Source organism: Arthrobacter sp. BG3 (assembly GCF_056680185.1).
The window spans coordinates 186,235-203,616 of sequence record NZ_CM155270.1 but is presented as its reverse complement, the minus strand read 5'-3'; the positions used below and the strand labels follow the sequence as shown (position 1 = coordinate 203,616).

The window sequence follows — 17,382 nt, the reverse complement described above, 5'->3', positions numbered from 1 at the left end:
GCGTTTGCCCGCCGCGACCGGGCCACGGCCGGCACCAGCCCCTGCCCTGGGCATTGAGAACTTCCCCGGATACAGACTATGGCGAGGCTTTCCTTGCCCAGTGCAACGCAGCGCCGGCCGGGATGGGCAACCCAGTCTTGACGACCGGCGGACGTCACCGACCAGCCCCGCCGGCGCATTCGTCTCCGCGGATCCCTAGATGCCCGCGACAACCGCGGTAAACGTGAATGGCGGGATCCTGGGGACGTGTCACGCGGCGGGAAACCACTGCATCTGCGCGCGCTTCGGCTAGGGAATGTCGCTCTACTCGAAGCCCTCAGACAGCAGGTCGTGAGGCCGGATGCGGCTCGCCTGGTTCAGGCTCGAAGCCCTCGCCCCCAGATTGGGGCCCCGGACCGACGACAGTGTCACCGGGGCGGTCTCAAAATCTTGAGCGCCGGCCTCGACGGGCCATACCGAAGGTTTGAGCGGCGACAGTGCAGATCCCAGGGCGACAGATCCCAGGGCGCCTTCCCCGACGTAACGGACACACAACCGGACTTCCATCCAAAGGTCTGTCGCCGGGTCATTGCAATGACCCGGCGACGCCCCCTGCAGAATCGGAGGCGCCGCCGGAATCAACTGCCCGAGGTCAGTGACGTTCTCAGGCGACAGCCAGGTGCGGACGGCGCCTCTGCAAGGATGCCCTATAGGCGACCGCCTTCGAGATGGCGAATTCCAAGAGGATCACGACCAGAAGGAGGACGCCCGTGAACAGTTCGGTCACGAAGGCCTTGACCCCGATGGAAGACATTCCCGCAGCAAGGACCGCGGTGATGGCGATGCCGAACGCGACGTTGATCATGCCGCCGCGCCCTCCAGTGAGGCTGACTCCGCCGATGAGAACTGCCGCCAGCGCCAGAAGGAGCATGTTTGCCAGACCATCCGGCGTTGCAGACCCGCCCCGGAAGGACGACAGCGCCCCGGCCAGGGCGCCGCATCCACCGGAAATGGCAAAGGCGAGCACCAGACGCGACCTGAGCTTGACTCCTGAGGCGACGGCTTCCTGCCGGGCTCCGCCGATCGATGAGATCTCGCGGCCCCACCGTGTCCGCGACAGGAAGATGCCCAGAACGGCGAGCACGGCGATCGTTGTGAGCGACAGAGGCGTGAAGACCCAGATCCGGACCATGAGCGCATCGCTCAGCTTGTAGTCGGTGAGGGTGACCGGGACGCCGTCGGTAGCCAACCAGGTGGCGCCGCGGAGCAGGATCAGCGTTCCAACCGTGAACACGAGCGAGCTGATACCCAGCCGTGCAATCACCCAGCCTTGGAGCGAGCCGAGCAGCACTCCCACGACTGTGGCGATGAGGATGCTCGCTATCAGGCCGAGGCCTCCGAGTTGCACGGCGATCGCCCCTGCAAATGCGGCCATGGAGGCGACGGAAAGATCGAACTCGCCGGCGATCATCGTCACCGCCAGTCCGGCCGCGATGACACCGAGCGGGATGAGTCGTTCGAGCGACGAGAACAGGGCAGCTTCCCCGCGAAAGCCGGGTGAGACCATCACCATGATGCCGGTGACCAGCAGGAGGACGACTATTTGGAGCGAGTACTTAAGGAAGAATTCCTTGGCTGCGTTCATCGGGTACTGACCTTTCTGAGAACGTGAAGAGCTACCACGAGCACCACGACGATGCCTCCAACGAGGAAGACACGCCAGCCGTTGTCGAGGCCGTGCAGGAGCATGATATTTCCCAGGGCCACGATAAGCAGCGCACCGAGCGCGGACCGGGTGGGGGATCCTTCGCCGCCTGATACGGCGGTTCCGCCGACCAGAACCGCCGCGATGACGTCCATGGTGAGTCCGGCCAGGTCGTTGGCCTGCATCTGATGCAGCTGTGAGGCGTTCAGAGCGCCGGCGACTCCGAGGCCAACCCCAAACGCGATGAAGGCCCAGATAGTGGTGGCCTGGGGAGAGATGCCGCTGTTCCTGGCGGTGGCGCGGTTGGCGCCCAGGAGGTGGATGTTGCGTCCGATCAGGGTGTGTTCGGTGAGGAACCACGCAACGGCCGTGAAGAGCACGAAGATGTAGACAGGCAGCGGGATTTCCAGGAAGTTCCACGTTGCCAGCCACGCCACGTCCACACTGCCCGCGGTTACCACGGCGCCCTTGGTAGCGATCGCCACCAGGCCATAGATGACCGAGCCCACGGCGAGGGTGGTGATGACGGGGTTGAGTCCGGCGCCGACGATGAGGCCCTGCATGATCCCCAACGTCACCGAGACCGCGACGGCGGCGCCGAGCCCAGCCAGCGCCGATCCGGTCAGGCCTGACACCGCAAGAAACACAATTCCGGCGAGCACGGTGGAGGACGCGATGCCGAGTGAGAAGAAATTGCCGGAGATCGTGATCGCAGTCATCGAGACAGCGATGATTCCGACGATGGAGGTATTGATCAGGATCGCGCGAATATTCGCAAAGGTGGCGAAATCGGGCGTGCTGATGGCGGACGCGATGAACACCGCCGCCAGGAGCAGCGGGAGCGTGTAGCTGTTGACGAAGCGGACGACGCTGCCTCTGGTTGGCCGGGCGGTGAAGTCGGCGGCAATGCTTGCTGTACTAGTCATGATTCGCATCCTCACGGTGCATTACTTCGCGGACGAGGGCGGATTCGGTCCACTCGCCTGCGGGTCGGATAGATGTTTGTTCGCCGCGGAAGTAAGTGGCGATCGTGTCGGAGAGGCCCAGGATTTCGTTGGTGTCCGAGGAGCTGACGATCACGCCTACCCCCGAGTCGCTGAGTCGCCGAAGCTGGGCGTAGATATCGGCACGCGCGCCGATATCCACGCCGCGGGTGGGCTCCTCAACCAGCAGGACGCGCGGGTTGATTCCGAGCCATTTGCCCAGGGCCACCTTTTGCTGGTTCCCGCCCGAAAGCGTCCCCACGTTCGAGTTCATGCGTTTGACGTCGATGGCGAAGTGCGAGGCGTAGCGGTTTGTCTCGTCGGCTTCCTGCCGGGCGCTGACGAACCCTACGGCGGACAGCCGGTGCAGCCAGGGCGACGACAGGTTCCGGCGGATCGGTACTCTCGCGAAGATACCGTCCTTCTTCCGGTCCGCGGAGCAGTAGGCAACGCCGGCCGAGATTCCGTTCTGCCTGCCGCGGGTGTTAAGCGGCTGGCTGTCCAGGAGAACCTCCCCGGAGACGATCTCTCCGACGCCGGCAAGTGCCTCCATCAGTTCCGCCGTTCCCGAGCCGAGCTGCCCGGTCAGGCCCAGGATCTCACCGCGCCGGAGGGTCAGGTTGATCTCGGAACGGAGCTCGGGAATGCGGAGCCCGCGTGTCTCCAGCACGATTTCACCGACCGCCGCGGATTTGCCCGGATAGAGGTGGCCCAGCTCCCGGCCGATCATCTTTGCGACGATCGTCTCAACGTCGAGCTCTTTGACCTCGAGAGGGGCCTCGCTCTTACCGTTGCGGAAAACGGTGACGCGGTCAGCGATCTCGAAAACCTCACCCAGCCTGTGGGTGACATAGACGACGCTCCGCCCCTCCGACGCGAGACGCTTGACGGCATCGAGTACGCGGACGATCTCAGCGTCCGAGAGGGCTGCGGTCGGTTCGTCGAAGATGATGACCTTGGCGTCCCTGGCCAGCACGCGCGCGATCTCAAGAAGTTGCATCTCCGCAACGGAGAGTTCCTCGACCGGCGTGGAAGGGTCCAGCCCGGCAAGCCCGACGCGCTCAAGGATCGCGACGGCGTTGTCGTTCAGTCTGCGGGGGCTCCACCACCAGGGCGTGCCCTGCTGGCCGAGCACGAGGTTCTGGGCCACAGTCATGGTTCCGACCGTGCTGAACTCCTGCTGGACGACGGCGATCCCGGCCGCCTGTGACAGCGAGACGCTGGAGATATTTGTCGGGATTCCATCGATTTCGATGGAACCCCTGTCGGGTGAGACGAGGCCTGAGATGACCTTGACGATGGTGCTTTTGCCGGCGCCGTTCTCACCCAAGAGGGCCATGACCTCGCCGGCCCGGAGTTCGAAACGCACGTCCGAGAGGGCGTTCACTGCCCCGTAAGACTTGAAGATGCCGTTCGCCTCAAGGCGAAGGGGAGTGCTTCCAGTCATTCGTTTCTCCTAGGTTTGCAATGTGTGGCGCACAGGGCGCGCATCAGATGGGTGCGGAGCCTCGGACAGCTCCGGTGGTGGGAGGTATCCAAGGCTCCGCGGTTGGGGGCGGACTCCAGTTGAGGGGTCCTATTTGCCCATCAGCTTGTCGAACGAGAGGCCCCAGATGTCGAAGGAGGCATTGTTCTCGGCCGTCACCTGGGGATTCATCATGTACGTGGCCGTGTGCGGGGCCTCGACCTTGAGTTCCGGCTTGGTCGCCGACGATTCGACAGTGACGTCGCCGGGCTGCACCTGGCCGGTGGCGATGTACTGCGCGGCGGTCCGGACCACGAGTGCTCCCTCGATCACCGGGGACTGCAGGGTGGCGGACCAGATCTTGCCGCTGCGCAGGTTGGTCATGTCGCCAGAGGAGGTTCCGGTGATCAGGATGACGTCCTTACCCGGCTTCAGCCCGTTCTGCTCCAGCGCCTGCACCACACCGTTTGCCACGTCGTTACTGTGTGCGTAGACGATGTCGATGCCCTGTCCGAGGAAGCGGGGGATGACCTGGCTGGCTGCCTTGAAGCCGCCCTGCGCGTCAACGGTCGGAGTAGGTTCGACGGCGAGCATGTTGAACGCGCCCGGAGTGGCTTCCGCGAAAGCTTTCTCGCGGTCATCACCGGCTGCGTACCCGGCGGTGAACCGGATCTCCACGACGTTGGGCTTGCCGCCGGGGCCGTGGAACTTGACCCCTTCGGCCTTGAGCTTCTCGACGGCGGCGAGCGCGTTGGCTCCGGCTTCCTTGCCGATGCCTGTGTCCGAGACCCCCGCGTAGGCGGTCACGTACTTGGTCGCTTCCGGCGTGACCAGGTTGTTGAACTGGATCACAGGTGCCTGCGCGGAAAGCAGCCGAATCGAGTTCGTTGCAGCGGCGGCGCCAGCCGGCCACATCAGCACCGCGGCTGCCCGCTCACCGGTGGCAAGCCATTCCTGGACCTGCTGGTCCTGCTCGGTCTGGTCCCAGTTGTTCTCGACAATGTTGACCGTGTAGTTCAGGGCTTTCGCCTCGTCCTTGATGGACTGCGAGGCAGCCGCCAGGTAGACGTTCGAGGTCGACGGCATGAAGACCTTGAGGAGAGCGCCGCCGCCATCCGTTGTGCCGGTGCCTTTGCCTTGGGACGCGGCCGGGGCGCCCGGGGCGGCACCGCTGCTGGTGCTGCATGCAGCGGTAGAGGTGAGAAGGCCGGTAGCGAGGACCGCAACGGCGATCTTTCGCCATGCGCGGGCATACGAAAAATGCATGTATCTATGCTCCTTTGAATAGAGTGCGTAAGCGGGCTTGAACGCCAGGAATAACGCAGAGCGTCAGGATTTTCCTCATCGGCGGTTCGTGGATATGCTCCACGGAATCAGGTGCGGCCGAGCCGGACCCGTTCCTGACCTAGTCGCAGGACAAACCCGAGTTCTAGGATTCTTGCGCGGATTAGCACCTGAATCCGTGCCCTGTACAGAACTTGAACATTGGTCCGCGGGTCAGACTCGCCGATTCCATCAGTCCTTCGGCCCGTTCCTTCGTTCGGGCGCCAAGGAGGGCTGCCGACCCTGGTGTCCGTGCCCTTCAACTCCGCGAACCACCCGCCGGGGTGGGGCTTCAGCAAAGTGTTGGTGGGTCAAAGTGTCCAATGTTTGAACAATTTGCCCGTGGAGCCGAACCCGATTGTGGGTTATGTCACACTTGAAGGATGCCGCTCACGACGTCGACAGGGGACAGTCAATTTGACCGGCACCAGTTCAGCCTGTGAAGCGGAGTTTCTCGCGCCCGGCTGGACCATTCCAACAAACGCAATGACGCGGAGGAACAACAAGATGTCGAATTCGGCCGAGGAGCAGTTGTCTCTCTTGAAAGTAGCGCGACGAGCCATCTCCTCGACGCAGGAGGCACTTGAAGGGACTACGACCTGGCTGGCCCTTACTGACGCCGATGGAAGGGTGACCTACGAATGGGCGGCTGCTCCGAGCCTGCGTCGGCATCTTGCGCGCGCAGATGTAACGGAGGGCGCCGACCTCGCCCAGGGTTCTGCGGGCACGAATGGAGTGGGTGTCGCGCTTGCGACCCGCGCCTCCACCATTGTTCAAGGCACCGACCACCTGGATGAGCGCATGCACAACCTCGTCTGCGCAGCGAGCCCGGTCCTGCACCCAATTACGCGAAAACTTCTCGGCGCCGTTAACGTTACGTGCCTTGCCGGCGAGCCGAACCCGCACCTGAAGATTGCGCTCAACATGCTGCTGACCGGCATTCAGGATTCGCTGACCCGCCTGTCCCGCGCCCGCCACCAGCGGCTTCTTGATGCCCATTTGCGCGTGAAAGCTGGAACGGGCGCGGCCGTCATTACACTGGACCGTTACACCATGATCGCCGAGGATGGTCTCGGCGGCCTGTCTTTTGATCGAGAACAGCTGTGGCACTACGTCGAAGAGGCAGGGCCCTTCACCAGGGAGTTTGTCCTGCCCACCGGCGTTCGTGCGCAGATCGTGCCCGTGATGCCTCCCAGGACTGCGGAGGGCTGTTCATTGGTGCTCAGCCGTCTGAGTGTCGCAAGCCTTGCTGGATCGCACGTGAAAGGTTCCGGCGCCGGGCCTCGGATGGTAGTTCTGCCCGAGCTGAGCCAGCTGGAGCTGGCCGAGCGGGAGATCATCGCATCGGTGCTAAGGGAGTGCCGCGGAAACAAATCCGACGCTGCAGAGCAACTGCGCATCGCACGCGGGACGCTCTACGAGAGAATCCGTCGGTACGGACTGTAAGGTCCGGCCGCCAGCTGCGCGCGCTGATCGCCGGCCGGCAGCCCGCGCCTAACTCCGTGTCAGAAATGTGCCCGATTTCCGCAGCCCGGTCCCCATAAGAAAGCACGGCCACCCTGTCGGATGGCCGTGCTTCTTAGTGCAGCAGTTCCCTATGGAGGGGGTGCCGGAACTGGTACCGAACCCTGCCGGCGTCGGTTTCGTCAGGAGAAGGCTGAGATGCCGGTGATCTCACGGCCCAGGATCAGGGATTGGATGGAATCCGTCCCTTCATAGGTATGGACCACTTCCATGTCGGTCAGGTGGCGAGCCACGTGGTGTTCCAGCAGGATCCCGTTCCCGCCAAACATGTCACGCGCATCCCGGCACAGCGTCCGCGCCTTGTCCCCGGTGAACATCTTTGCCAGGGAAGCCTGTTCGTTGCTGAGCCGGCCCTCGTCCTGAAGTGCCGCGGTACGGAAGCAGATCAGCTGCATGGCCGTGAGGTCCGCAAGCATGTTGGCAAGCTTGTTCTGCACCAGCTGGTAGCTGGCAATCGGCTTGCCGAACTGCACGCGTTCCCGGGCGTACTGGACCGCCATCTCATAGGCGGCGGTGGCGTGGCCCAGCGATTCCCAAGCCACAGTGCTACGGGTGGTGTTGAGCACCGCTCCGACGTCGCGGAAGGACTTCGACTTGGCCAGCAGGTTTCCGGAGGGGATCCGCAGACCGTCGATCTCGATCTGTGCCTGCTGGATCGCCCGTTTGGCCATCTTTCCTGTGATGGCCTCGGCACTGTATCCGGCGGGGTAGCTGCCGTCGTCGTTCTTTTCTAGGACGAAGGCCTTCACCTTTTGGTCGGTTGTGTCGCGGGCCCAGATGATAACGAGGTCCGCCACGTGGCCCAGCCCGATCCAGCGTTTGGATCCGTTGATGACGTAGTGCTCGCCGTCGAGCCGGGCGGAGGTTTCCAGGGCCACGGAGTCGGAGCCGTGGTCCGGTTCGGTCAGCGCGAACGCGCCGAGCTTTTCCAGTTTCGCCATCGGCGGCAGCCAGCGCTGCTTCTGCTCGTCGCTGCCGAGGAGGTTGATGGTGCCCATCGCCAGCCCGGAGTGGACCGCGTTAAAGGTGTTGATGCTGCCGTCACCTCGCGAGAGTTCCATCGCGACGAGGCCGGTCTGCAGCCGGGTCAGCCCGGGGCAGCCATAGCCCTGGATGGCTGTGCCGATGATTCCCAGCCCTGCGAACTTTGGCACCAACTGATACGGGAAGTCCGCCTTCTCCCAGTATTCGTTGATGATGGGCTTGACGTCCTTTTCGACAAAGGACCGGACGCTGGCGATCAGCGCACGGTCGGTGTCATTGAGGTAGTCGTCCAGTGCGTAGAAGTCGGAATTGACGGAAACGTCCGTTGCGGTGGTCATCAGTGCTCCTCGTGGGATCGGGTGGGAGTGCCGGCAAAGACGCCGGCCAATTGGTTGTCGTCGTCGCCGAGCCAGGCGCGCACCAGCTCCGCGCCGCTGTCGAGATCGGGCGGCGTGAGGTCGTAGCTCACCGGGGTCTTGGACAGCCGGATGGGGTTGCGCACCCCAGGCTGGGCACTCTTTCCGTGCCCCACGGTCACGACAGGCTCCAGCCCGATTCGTTCGGCGAATTCGATCCCGGCCCGCAGATCCTGGATCGGTGCGCAGGGGAGCTTCGCTTCGGTGAATATGTCGAACCACTCCGAAGCGGTCCGGGCCGAGAGGCACTCCACCAGGAGCGGCCGCAGTTCGGTGCGGTTGGCGCTGCGCAGCGGAGCCTTTTCGAAACGCGGATCTGTGGCAAGCGCCGGCCGGCCGATCGCGGCGCAGAAGGTGCGGAACTGGGAGTCGTTGCCGATCGCGATCACCAGCTTCCCGTCGCCGGTGTCGAAAGGCTCGTAAGGGTAGATGCTCGGATGTTCGTTTCCCAGCCGGACGGGAACGGTCCCGCCCAGCACCACGGCGGCCGTCTGGTTCACCATGCCGGAGAGGGCAGAAGACATCAGGTTCATTTCCACCAGCTGGCCTTCTCCGATGCGATCCCGGTGCCGGAGTGCGGCGAGGATACCGATGCAGGCGTGAAGGCCGGTGATTACGTCGAACACCGCAACTCCGGAACGGAAGGGCCCGGTGTCCGGCGCCCCGGTGAGGTCCATCAGTCCGGACAGCGCCTGGATGAGTAGATCGTAGCCTGGGAGCTGGGCACCCCCGGCCGTCCCGAAGCCCGTGATCGAGGCGTAGACAACTTCCTTGTTGGTAGCCGAAACGGTGTCGTAGTCCAGGCCGTAGCGCACCAAGTCTCCCGGCTTGAAGTTCTCGACGACGACGTCGGCCCGTTCCGCGATGCGCTGCGCCGTCCGGCGGTCGTCCGGATCGCGAAGATCGAGCTTGATGGAGGTCTTATTGCGGTTGATCGACAGGAAATACGTTGAATCATCGCCGCGGGTGGGCGGTTTCCATGCCCGGGTCTCGTCCCCGGCGGGGCTCTCAATCTTGATCACAGTTGCCCCGAGATCTGCCAAGAGCATAGTGCAGTACGGTCCGGCCAGCACCCTGCCGAAATCGGCGATCACGATGCCGCTGAGCGGGCCGCCTGCACCGCGGCCGAATGCCGACGTCTCAGAGGTGGCGGAGTGTTGGCTGTCCATCAAAAGGCTCCTTGCATAGGGTTCTCTCCCTCAACCATGACCGACCGCATTGCTATCCGTCCAATACTTATTGATGGCCTTTTTGTTGCGCGAGGTGCAATAATCACTTGCATGGAGATCCAACAGATCCGCGCTTTCCTGGCGGTTGCAGAAGAGCTGCACTTTGGCCGCGCAGCGGAGAAGCTGCACATGGCACAGCCTCCGGTCAGCCGCAGCATCCAGCAGCTGGAACGGGAGCTGGGAACCCGTCTGTTCGACCGAAGTACCCGCAGCGTCAAGCTGACCGGCGCCGGAGAGGCGTTCATCGGGCCGGCAACGGACATCATCGATGCCACCCGCCGGGCGAGCATCGCGGTCCACGCGGCAGACAAAGGAGAAGTCGGACGCGTCCGGGTCGCCTATGCCGGCGCCTCCACCCATACCCTGGTGGGCCGGCTCGCCAGAGAGGTCCGGCGCGACCACCCGGGCATCCAGATCGAGCTCTTCAGTCAGAACTTTGCCCAACCTGCCATGGACCGTGTGGTCAGTGGCGACGTGGACATCGCCCTCGGTCGTTGGGACTACATTGCTGCCGGAATTGAAACGCGCCTGCTTGCAGCGGAGGACCTCGTGGTCGCCGTCCCCGCGAGCCACCGCCTGGCCGGCGCCGGTGAAGCCCGGATGGCTGACTTCCGCGGCGACACCTTCGTTTCACTGCCGCCCCATGCCGGGGCGGTGCTGAACGACAGGCTCCGGCGACTAACGCACGCCGCCGGGTTCGAGCTGGACATCGTTCAGGTCGTCCCGGATTCCTGGACTGCTCTCTCCTTGGTCGGGGCGGAGGTAGGCTGCACGCTCACGCTGTCCTCGGTGGCCGAGGCGGTCACGGACCCCCACGTGCGTTTCGTGAAGGTTATGGACAAAACGATTCCGGTGGAGCTGCGGATGGCCTGGCGCCGGGACCATTCCAGCCCTGCCCTGCGGGCAGTACTGGAGCTGGCCGAGCGGATCCTGCCCGGCGCCGGCTGACACGAACCCGGATGACGGGCGCCGAACTAAGGCGGCGTCATGACGGTTGTCTTTGACCCGGTCAGGGGGCCATGAACTCCGGCGTCTCGATGCCCAGGGCACGGAGTTTCCGGTAAAGGGTGGTTCGGCCCATTCCCAGGGCGTCCGCAGCGACAGAGCGGTTCCCCCCGCTCTGTTCCAGGGCGGCAACGATCGCGTCGCGCTCCAGGGATTCGAGTTTGGACAGGGTGCGCCTGCCTGTGTTCCTGAGATGTTCCGGGAGGTCATTGGCCTGCAGCACGCGACCGGGATGGGCACGCCCCAGCGACTCGAGGGTTGCGCGCAGTTCTGCGACGTTCCCCGGCCACCGCCAGCGCATGAGCCCCTGCAGCGCGACCGCGGAGAGCGTGGATCTGTCGGCTGGCGCGGCCGCATCCAGGAAATGCGCAGCCAGCACGGGGATACGTTCCTTGGTTTCGGACAGCGTTGGCACAGTCACACGCGCAGCGATTTGTGAGACGACGTCGGAGACGAAGTCCGGGCACGCCTCGGGATTCATGGTCAGAACCAGCCGGGCCGGAGAAGGAGCTGCCGGGTCTTGGCCTGCCGGAGGGTGCGCCGGCTGCTGGCGCACCGCCGCGTCCAGGGCCTTGAGCCTGTTCAACTCGCTCCGGGGCAGATCCTCAAGATGCCGCAGGATAACGCTTCGACCGTCTGCGATGGCTTCACGGGCGACCTGGAACCAGCTGGCATCCTTTTCTTCCGGTAGGAGGCAGGCATCGAGGATCAACGGACCCGGACCGGAGTCCTGTCCGTTGAGCCAGGCGAGCGTGTGATGAAGCTTGCCGGAGCCGCCCTGCCCGCACACGGCGATCGCCCCGGGTCCCTGGCCTGCCCGGTCAAAGGCGCTGCGTATAACGTGCGGAAACGCAGCCCCTACACCCGAAGAGTCGGTGCCGGGCAAATCGGCATCGACCTTCCGCGGAATGCTCGCGGCATCAGGTATGCGTGAGAGCTCCAACGCGAAGGCCGAACTCCCGCCGGAATCGTCGATCCGCTGGACGGTGGCGTCCACATTCAGGGACGGTATCTCGATGGTTTGTTTGGCGCCGGTCCATTCGAGACCGCGCAGCTGCTCCCACAGTGTGGTGTGCAGTTCACTGCTCATGACCGCCAGACCGGAAATGTTGGTCATCACAGCCTGGGCATCGAGCATGATGACCGGGGCTCTGGAGGAGCTCAGCCGCAGCTGGGACATTCCCAAGGCGAGTCCCGTTGCGCTGCCGAGGTCGAGCAGGCGCCGTTCGATCTGGCTGCTCGCTTCCCGGGACATGGCCAGCATGAGCGGGTTGTCCAAACCGGTGTCGCAGGCGAAGGAAATGGAACCTATCACGCGGCGCGTAACGGGGTGCATGATCGGCGCCCCTGCACAGGCCAGCGGGGACAGTGCCTCGTTGAAATGCTCCGCTCCCCGGACAAACACGGCCTGGCGTCCTTCGATGGGCGTGCCGAGCCCGTTGGTCCCGACAGAGCGCTCCGAAAAATTGAACCCTTCCGCGGCATAGGCCTCGTCGAAACGGTTGCCGTGCGCCTTGTCGCCGAGCCTGCGGGCAATAATCTGGCCGGACTGGTCACTGAGGAACAAAGAGATGCCCATACCGCTGAGGCTTTGCAGCCAGTGGTCCATCACACTCTTGGCCGCACGGATCAGGATCCCGTCCGGATCGAAATCATTGACGAACAGAAACGCCTCGGGCCGCGCCGAAGCCTCCACGCCGATCGAGCGGCGCCAGCTGTGTTCGATGTCCGGGGAGACGATTTCCGCCAGCTGTGTCCCATCCCGGAGGCCCCGGCGGATGAGGTGTTCCCGGGCAGCGCGAAGGGCATCGTCGGGAACGTTGCGCGGGTTTTGCATGGCTGGTCAGCCCTGGGCACCGTCTGCCGCGCGCAGCACCACACGTCCGGGGACGCCGCCGTGCGTCAACTTATCCAGGTTCTCGCCGACAGACTCGGCGGAGAGCTCGGCATCGATGATGGGAATATGGGGAATGGCATCCTGCTTGGCCAAGGAAACGAGCTGGTTCAGCTCCTCAGGGTTGCCCACAAAACTGCCCCGGATGGTGAGCATCTTGAGGGCCATGAGTGCGGTGGGTACCGTTAGTTCCCCGCCGAAGAGCCCCACCTGGACCAGCTGGCCGCCCTTGCGCAGGGAGTCGAAGGCTACGGGAGCCGTCTGGCTGTTGTTCACGAAGTCGATGACGGCTGCCACCGGGCCTCCGTTTGCCGCGATGATCTTGGCGCTGAGGCCTTGATCCGTGGACTGGACAGTTGTGCTGGCGCCGACCTCACGGGCCAACTGGAGATTCCGCTCCGAAATGTCGACGGCGCAGATGGCCTGGTGCCCCAGCGCGCTGAGGGTAGCGATGGCGGTGAGCCCGACTCCGCCGGCGCCAATCACCACAACGGGTTCGTCCGGCCCCAGCGGGAGGACTTTGTTCACTGCGCTGAAGGCCGTCAGCCCCGAGCACGCCAGCGTCGCCGCCCAGCTGAGGTCCAGGCCCTCGATGTCCACGAGGTACTTTTCGTCGCGGACCAGGATCTGCTCGGCGTAGCCGCCGTGCTCCGTGACTCCAAGGTTGCGTCCGTTGGCGCAGACGTTGTCGCGGCCGGCCAGGCAATCCCGGCACGTGCCGCAGCCAATCCAGGGATAGACCAGCCTGACGTCCCCGGGTTTGGTCCCGTGCACAAGGTCCCCGACTTTCTCGACGACACCGACGACTTCGTGCCCCATGACCAGCGGGTAAGTGACGCCCCGGTCCACGAGCTTCAACGCTCCCCGGCTGCCCAGGTCGTACGAACCCTCACGAAGGTGGGTGTCCGTGTGGCACACGCCCGAGCGGATCACCCTCAAGAGGACTTCGGTTCCTGTCGGCACCGGGTCCGGCAGTTCGATGTCCTGGATCTCGGGGCTGTCTTGGAAAACGGCAAAAGCGTGCATGGTGACCTCGCATCGTTGCGCTGACTGTATTCATTCAAGGATGGCACCCTCGCTGATAGGAATCCAATACCAAATCACGGCGTCGTTTATGCGCAGGGGGCAACAATCGAAGCCTCCGCCGAACGCTGGCGGCGATGCGCTGTTCCAAATCGGCACACCATCGTGAGATCCACGTCACATAAGAATTGACTACCCCGCTTGAAGGGTCCTCGGCCCGGAGGAACCGGGCCCACGTTGTCGCATTCAAAGGAGAATGACCATGGCAGGACGCATGTCAGGAAAAGTTGCACTCATCACGGGAGCCGCCCAGGGTATGGGCAGGTCGCACGCCCTACTCCTCGCCGCAGAAGGGGCCAAGGTCGTCGTCACGGACGTCCGGGAAGCCGGCGGAAAGGCCGTGGCAGAGGAGATCAACGACGCCGGGGGTTCCGCGCGCTTCATCACGCACGATGTCACCCGGTCGGACGACTGGCAGCGTGTGCTGGACGAAGCCGTGAATGAATTCGGCAAGCTGGACGTCCTCGTCAACAATGCCGGCATCCTCATCCTCAAGCCCCTCGACGAGACAGATGAGGAGGAATGGGACCGCACCCTGGATATCAACGCCAAGGGAACCTTCCTGGGTTGCAAGCTGGCGGCGCCTGCGCTTCAGGCAGCCGGTGGGGGCTCCATTGTGAACATTTCCTCAATCTACGGGCTCATCGGGGCACCCAGTGCCGCGGCCTACCAGGCTTCCAAGGGCGCAGTGCGTCTGCTCTCCAAGGCTGCGGCGGTCGATCTTGCCAAGTTCGGCATTCGGGTCAACTCCGTGCACCCGGGCGTGATTGACACCGAGATGACCAAGGAACTGATGGCTACACCGGAAGGCGCGAAGGCACTGTTGGGAACGACCATCCTCGGGCGGCCGGGACGGCCGGAAGAAGTCTCCCAGGCCGTCCTCTTCCTCGCCTCGGACGAATCGTCGTTCGTCACGGGTGCGGAACTCGTCGTTGACGGCGGCTACACCACGCAGTAGCTCCCGGGCGGGTCCGGTGCCGGCCCGGTGTTTCAAAGTGGAACACTGGGCCGGCACAAATGTGATCCACGCTATATCTAGCGGCAAAACGCACCAAGATTCCGATCCATCAGCACCCCGGGCGAGGCTCGGGAGGCCCTCCATACGAAGGAGTATGAGATGACAATCTCGACCGAAGCAGCAGCGACTGAAACCTCCCAGGCGACCGATGCCCTCCGCGACCTCTACGCGGACTGGTCCAACATCATCGCCACCACTCCGGATCTGACGATGCGCCTGTTCCGCAGCATCTTCGACGAGTGGCACCAGCCCACCCGGGAACCCGAAGCAGTCACCTACAAGGAGGACGTCGTCGGCGGAGTCCCCGGCATCTGGGCTTTCCCGGAAGGTGCCGACCGGACGAAAGTGCTGCTCTACACCCACGGCGGCGGCTTCGCGGTCGGCTCAGCAGCAAGCCACCGGAAGCTTGCCGGCCACGTGGCCAAGGCAGTCGGCGTGGTCACCTTTGTCCTGGACTACCGCCGCGCCCCCGAGCACCCGCACCCCGCCCAGGTCGAAGACGGCGTGGCTGCCTTCAAGGCCCTCGTCGAGAGCGGCATCCACCCGCACGACATCACGACCATCGGCGACTCCGCCGGCGGCAACCTTGCGGTCGCCATCTCCCTGGCGCTCAAGGAGCAGAGCGAGCCGCTCCCCGGCCAGGTCATCGCGTTCTCGCCGTGGCTGGACATGGAAAACAAGGGCGAAACCCTGATCTCCAACGACGCCACGGACGCGCTCATCTCCGTGCCGCTGCTCGAGGGCATGATCGCAGGCGTACTGGGCGATTCCGTCAGCCCGCAGAACCCGCTGGCCAACCCCCTCTACGCCGACTTCACCGGGTTCCCGCGCCTATACATCACCGCAGGCTCGGTCGAATCCCTCCTGGACAACGCCACCCGCCTGGCCGCACTGGCCGAGGCCGCCGGCGTCGACGTGACCCTCTCCATCGCCGAGGACCAGCAGCACGTCTTCCCGTTCCTCGCCGGCAACTCCGAGGTCGCCGACGCCGAACTCGCCCGCATCGCCGGCTGGTACAAGTACTGAGCCCCGGCCAACCCACAACACAAGACCTGAAATACAAAGGAGTATCCATCATGGCTGAAAACCACGGGCAAACTGCCCCCGCCACCTCTCCCGCCGAACTCGACGCCGTCGTCGTCGGCGCCGGATTTGGCGGCATCTACATGCTGCACAAGCTGCGCAATGAACTCGGACTCAACGTCCGCGCCTTTGACCGCGCCGGCGGCGTCGGCGGCACCTGGTACTGGAACCGGTACCCGGGCGCCCTGTCGGACACCGAGAGCTATGTCTACCGCTACTCATTCGACGACGAACTGCTGAATGAGTGGGACTGGACCCACAAGTACGTGACCCAGCCGGAAATCCTCCAGTACCTCGAACACGTTGTGGACCGCTATGACCTGCGCAAGGATATTCAGCTCAACACCGGTATCACCTCCGCGCACTACGACGACTCGGCCAACCGCTGGACCATCGGCACTGACACCGGCGAAACCATCACGGCGAAGTACATTGTCAACGGCCTCGGCCTGCTCTCGGCCACCAATATTCCCAACATTCCGGGTATCGACACCTTCGAAGGCGAGATCTACCACTCCGGCGCCTGGCCTGAGGGCGTGGACCTGACCGGCAAGCGCGTCGGCGTGATCGGCACCGGCTCCACCGGCCTGCAGATCATCACCGCCATTGCACCCAAAGTCGGACACCTCACCGTCTTCCAGCGTTCACCGCAGTACAGCGTCCCGGTCGGCAACACCACTGTCACGCCGGAATACGTGGCATCCGTTAAGAAGGATTACAGCAAGATTTGGGAACAGGTCCGGGGTTCCGGCGTCGCCTTCGGGTTCGAGGAAAGCACCGTTCCCGCTATGAGCGTCTCCGCAACGGAGCGGCAGGCTGTCTTCCAGAAGGCGTGGGAAACCGGCGGAGGATTCCGCTTTATGTTCAACACCTTCGGCGACATTGCCACGGACCGGGACGCCAACGAGGCCGCCGCAGCATTCGTCCGCGGCAAGATCGCCGAGATCGTCACGGACCCGGAGACGGCCCGCAAGCTCACTCCGACCGACCTTTACGCCAAGCGCCCCCTGTGCGACAGCGGCTACTACGCCACATTCAACCGGGACAACGTCGAGCTGGTGTCAGTCAAGGAGACACCGATCGTCGAACTGACGCCCACGGGCATCAGGACCTCGGACGGCGAGGAGCACGAGCTCGATGTCCTGATCTTCGCCACAGGCTTCGACGCCGTGGACGGAAACTACACCCGGATCGACCTCCGGGGCCGCGGCGGCGAGACCATCCAGCAGCACTGGGAGCATGGGCCCACCAGCTACCTCGGCGTCACCACAGCAGGATTCCCGAACATGTTCATGATCCTCGGCCCCAATGGCCCCTTCACCAACCTGCCGCCGAGCATCGAGGCCCAGGTCGAGTGGATCTCCCAGCTGATCAACGACGCCGAAACCGGACAGGTTGCCTCCGTGGAGCCCACCGCTGAAGCCGAAGCAGCTTGGACCCTGACCTGCCAAGAAATCGCTGACATGACGCTCTTCCCGAAGGCCGACTCCTGGATCTTCGGCGCCAACATCCCGGGAAAGACGAAGACCGTCATGTTCTACCTCGGAGGCCTCGGCAACTACCGGAACAAGCTCGCCGAAGTCCGCGAAGCCGGCTACGAAGGCTTCGAGCTGAAGGTGCTCGCTCCGGCGAAGTAGCGAGCGTCAAACGCCAAAACGGCGGCTGCCACTCCTTCGGGATGTGGCAGCCGT

The 17,382-nt window shown here is 64.0% G+C and carries 13 protein-coding genes; 5 read left to right on the top strand and 8 right to left on the bottom strand.

Going from position 1 to position 17,382, the window contains the following annotated elements; genetic code table 11:
• Positions 1-643 precede the first annotated feature (643 nt).
• From AC1MFL_RS00970 to AC1MFL_RS00955, 4 genes are all read right to left on the bottom strand, one after another.
• Entirely contained in the window at positions 644-1,624 is a 981-nt protein-coding gene (locus AC1MFL_RS00970) for an ABC transporter permease (protein WP_479812719.1), read from the bottom strand.
• Entirely contained in the window at positions 1,621-2,610 is a 990-nt protein-coding gene (locus AC1MFL_RS00965) for an ABC transporter permease (RefSeq protein ID WP_479812717.1), read from the bottom strand. Before AC1MFL_RS00965 ends, AC1MFL_RS00970 begins: the two co-directional genes overlap by 4 nt.
• Positions 2,603-4,114, bottom strand: coding sequence for a sugar ABC transporter ATP-binding protein (locus AC1MFL_RS00960; protein WP_479812715.1), 1,512 nt, complete (start codon positions 4,112-4,114; stop codon positions 2,603-2,605). The genes AC1MFL_RS00965 and AC1MFL_RS00960 overlap by 8 nt, the downstream gene beginning before the upstream one ends.
• 129 nt (positions 4,115-4,243) lie before the next feature.
• Positions 4,244-5,398: a sugar ABC transporter substrate-binding protein gene (locus AC1MFL_RS00955; RefSeq protein ID WP_479812713.1), complete on the bottom strand. Its 1,155-nt coding sequence runs from the start codon at positions 5,396-5,398 to the stop codon at positions 4,244-4,246.
• A gap of 399 nt (positions 5,399-5,797) precedes the next feature.
• Between AC1MFL_RS00955 and AC1MFL_RS00950 the strand changes: the two genes are divergently transcribed.
• Positions 5,798-6,901, top strand: a complete 1,104-nt coding sequence (locus AC1MFL_RS00950) for a helix-turn-helix domain-containing protein (RefSeq protein ID WP_479812711.1) — start codon at positions 5,798-5,800, stop codon at positions 6,899-6,901.
• A 200-nt stretch (positions 6,902-7,101) separates the two neighbouring features.
• On the opposite strand, the gene AC1MFL_RS00945 is transcribed toward AC1MFL_RS00950, so the two are convergent.
• Both AC1MFL_RS00945 and AC1MFL_RS00940 read right to left on the bottom strand, forming a co-directional pair.
• Positions 7,102-8,301, bottom strand: coding sequence for an acyl-CoA dehydrogenase family protein (locus AC1MFL_RS00945; RefSeq protein ID WP_479812709.1), 1,200 nt, complete (start codon positions 8,299-8,301; stop codon positions 7,102-7,104).
• Positions 8,301-9,548: a CaiB/BaiF CoA transferase family protein gene (locus tag AC1MFL_RS00940; RefSeq protein WP_479812707.1), complete on the bottom strand. Its 1,248-nt coding sequence runs from the start codon at positions 9,546-9,548 to the stop codon at positions 8,301-8,303. Before AC1MFL_RS00940 ends, AC1MFL_RS00945 begins: the two co-directional genes overlap by 1 nt.
• Positions 9,549-9,659: 111 nt before the next feature.
• Between AC1MFL_RS00940 and AC1MFL_RS00935 the strand changes: the two genes are divergently transcribed.
• Positions 9,660-10,556 carry a LysR family transcriptional regulator gene (locus AC1MFL_RS00935; protein ID WP_354351842.1) on the top strand — a complete coding sequence of 299 codons (897 nt, stop codon included), beginning with the start codon at positions 9,660-9,662 and terminating at the stop codon, positions 10,554-10,556.
• 61 nt (positions 10,557-10,617) lie between these two features.
• Here the strand turns inward: AC1MFL_RS00935 and AC1MFL_RS00930 are convergent, their stop codons facing one another.
• Together AC1MFL_RS00930 and AC1MFL_RS00925 are read right to left on the bottom strand one after the other, a co-directional pair.
• Positions 10,618-12,450, bottom strand: coding sequence for a sigma-54-dependent Fis family transcriptional regulator (locus AC1MFL_RS00930; RefSeq protein ID WP_479812705.1), 1,833 nt, complete (start codon positions 12,448-12,450; stop codon positions 10,618-10,620).
• 6 nt (positions 12,451-12,456) lie between these two features.
• A complete protein-coding gene (locus AC1MFL_RS00925; RefSeq protein ID WP_479812703.1) occupies positions 12,457-13,533 on the bottom strand; it encodes an alcohol dehydrogenase in 1,077 nt (358 codons plus the stop codon).
• A 259-nt stretch (positions 13,534-13,792) separates the two neighbouring features.
• Between AC1MFL_RS00925 and AC1MFL_RS00920 the strand changes: the two genes are divergently transcribed.
• The 3 genes from AC1MFL_RS00920 to AC1MFL_RS00910 all read left to right on the top strand — a co-directional run bounded on the left by AC1MFL_RS00920 (position 13,793) and on the right by AC1MFL_RS00910 (position 17,328).
• Entirely contained in the window at positions 13,793-14,548 is a 756-nt protein-coding gene (locus AC1MFL_RS00920; protein ID WP_479812701.1) for an SDR family NAD(P)-dependent oxidoreductase, read from the top strand.
• A gap of 159 nt (positions 14,549-14,707) precedes the next feature.
• A complete protein-coding gene (locus tag AC1MFL_RS00915; RefSeq protein ID WP_479812699.1) occupies positions 14,708-15,634 on the top strand; it encodes an alpha/beta hydrolase in 927 nt (308 codons plus the stop codon).
• A gap of 50 nt (positions 15,635-15,684) precedes the next feature.
• Positions 15,685-17,328: a flavin-containing monooxygenase gene (locus AC1MFL_RS00910; protein WP_479812697.1), complete on the top strand. Its 1,644-nt coding sequence runs from the start codon at positions 15,685-15,687 to the stop codon at positions 17,326-17,328.
• The last annotated feature ends 54 nt before the right edge of the window (positions 17,329-17,382 follow it).

Excerpts from the sequence above, each read along its gene's own strand:
- AC1MFL_RS00935 (WP_354351842.1), top strand. The coding sequence starts at position 9,660 with ATGGAGATCCAACAGATCCGCGCTTTCCTGGCGGTTGCAGAAGAGCTG.
- AC1MFL_RS00930 (WP_479812705.1), bottom strand. The coding sequence starts at position 12,450 with ATGCAAAACCCGCGCAACGTTCCCGACGATGCCCTTCGCGCTGCCCGG.
- AC1MFL_RS00915 (WP_479812699.1), top strand. The coding sequence starts at position 14,708 with ATGACAATCTCGACCGAAGCAGCAGCGACTGAAACCTCCCAGGCGACC.
- AC1MFL_RS00945 (WP_479812709.1), bottom strand. The coding sequence starts at position 8,301 with ATGACCACCGCAACGGACGTTTCCGTCAATTCCGACTTCTACGCACTG.
- AC1MFL_RS00965 (WP_479812717.1), bottom strand. The coding sequence starts at position 2,610 with ATGACTAGTACAGCAAGCATTGCCGCCGACTTCACCGCCCGGCCAACC.
- AC1MFL_RS00920 (WP_479812701.1), top strand. The coding sequence starts at position 13,793 with ATGGCAGGACGCATGTCAGGAAAAGTTGCACTCATCACGGGAGCCGCC.
- AC1MFL_RS00955 (WP_479812713.1), bottom strand. The coding sequence starts at position 5,398 with ATGCATTTTTCGTATGCCCGCGCATGGCGAAAGATCGCCGTTGCGGTC.
- AC1MFL_RS00925 (WP_479812703.1), bottom strand. The coding sequence starts at position 13,533 with ATGCACGCTTTTGCCGTTTTCCAAGACAGCCCCGAGATCCAGGACATC.
- AC1MFL_RS00940 (WP_479812707.1), bottom strand. The coding sequence starts at position 9,548 with ATGGACAGCCAACACTCCGCCACCTCTGAGACGTCGGCATTCGGCCGC.
- AC1MFL_RS00910 (WP_479812697.1), top strand. The coding sequence starts at position 15,685 with ATGGCTGAAAACCACGGGCAAACTGCCCCCGCCACCTCTCCCGCCGAA.
- AC1MFL_RS00960 (WP_479812715.1), bottom strand. The coding sequence starts at position 4,114 with ATGACTGGAAGCACTCCCCTTCGCCTTGAGGCGAACGGCATCTTCAAG.
- AC1MFL_RS00970 (WP_479812719.1), bottom strand. The coding sequence starts at position 1,624 with ATGAACGCAGCCAAGGAATTCTTCCTTAAGTACTCGCTCCAAATAGTC.